The sequence below is a fragment of the Synechococcus lacustris str. Tous genome (assembly GCF_003011125.1).
Taxonomy (GTDB): Bacteria; Cyanobacteriota; Cyanobacteriia; order PCC-6307; family Cyanobiaceae; genus Synechococcus_D; species Synechococcus_D lacustris.
Genome location: NZ_PXVC01000187.1, coordinates 1 through 1,405, shown reverse-complemented (window position 1 = coordinate 1,405; position 1,405 = coordinate 1). Strand labels below are relative to the sequence as shown.

Annotated in this window: 1 protein-coding gene; it reads left to right on the top strand. The window is 57.4% G+C overall.

The features are described 5' to 3' along the window. Positions 1–461: ABC transporter six-transmembrane domain-containing protein (locus C7K08_RS14130; RefSeq protein WP_206603879.1), on the top strand; the 461-nt coding region annotated here is incomplete at its 5' end. Positions 462–1,405 lie beyond the last annotated feature (944 nt).

The following is a 1,405-nucleotide window of genomic DNA, read 5'->3' as shown; positions in this document are numbered from 1 at the left end:
TCATTGCCGTGTTTGGCAGTCTCGCGATGCTGTTCTTCTATGACTTCCAAGCCGGCATTATCGCAGCGGCGGTGTTGGCGCCATTGGCGCTGGTCAATGCGCGCTTTGCAAAGCAATCTAGGCGTTTGAATAGAGGATTGAATGATCAGATCGAGCGCGAAGTGCGCACGCTGGAGCGGGGGAGCCCGTTTGCGGTTCAGCGGCATTTTCGCTTGCTATCGCGATGGAAAGTTGCGCTCTCGGACGCCCAAAGCACAACTTGGTTCTTGACGGAGGCGGCGACCATTGTCGCTTTGGTGTTTATCCTTGTTGACTTCACCGCCGGCGCCGCCGGCGCTGTGACAGCGGGAGCGATCTATGCTGTCATCGCCTACACCTATGACTATCTCGAAGGTCTCGATGATGTGCCGCACGTCGTCAACAACCTCGTGCGCGTGCGAGATATTCGAGCACGACTTTAGCCATGACGCCCCGCAACCCGGCATCATCGTGAATGGCTTAACTGGATCGACCCTGCCGGATTGCCAAATTATGTATTCGGCGGCACCGGGGCCCTGAGCTGCAGTTCGTCATTCAAGCTTGGAGGCGACTCTCCCGGTRCAGGYCAAAGRTGAACTGSKYGCGTTCATCAGCCTTCCCAACTTGTCATGTCGCAGAYGGGGATTGGAGGCCGAGTCGAGCGACATCCCCGGACGAGATCGATCCAAACAATTGCAGCCGAAGSGCCGACAAGGTCGTCAATCTGATTTCACKCCCATCGGCGCCAAGTCTTGCATAAATCCGAGATCCGACGCGTCGAACSCGGATRCGGATGAGGTCGAGATCGGCCTCAACACCAACCGGTTTGGGTCGGACCGCGACKACCCAGTATAGTTGTCGGTTACGCTTGTTTATCATCGCCAGCGGAGATCCAGCCTGGTTGTAAGCCAATCGTATCCAAGCCTCATCAGTGCGCGAATGGAGGCTTGGCAGGACAATCGGCGGCATTGATGTGACGGGCCGACTGTCGATGCACGTGGTCAGACCGGCAGACGTTTGCGGCCGACCGACACGGGCCAGAAGCTGACGCTTCTCAGCAGCGTCGGTGAACGACGCGCCTGGATTGTCTGAGCCGGATGGTCACACTCCGGCCTACTGCAAGCTAAGAGCTATTCCATCTTGGACATGGGGGTTGAGGGACTCGGATCTGCCGTAGCTTCGGTGGCAACGGCGTTTTGCTCGGTCGAGGTTACGGTCGGGTCCAGATCAGGCGCGGGTGTTGATGTGCGCGATTCCSTCAACATCTCAGCAGCARCCGTSCTGGACTCGGGCGACGTTYCGGTTGTTGRCGATTSCACGCCCGCAGGATCWTTCTTTTCTTCAATTGTAGGTTCAGACGGTTTCACTACTTCGACGGTTTCTGATG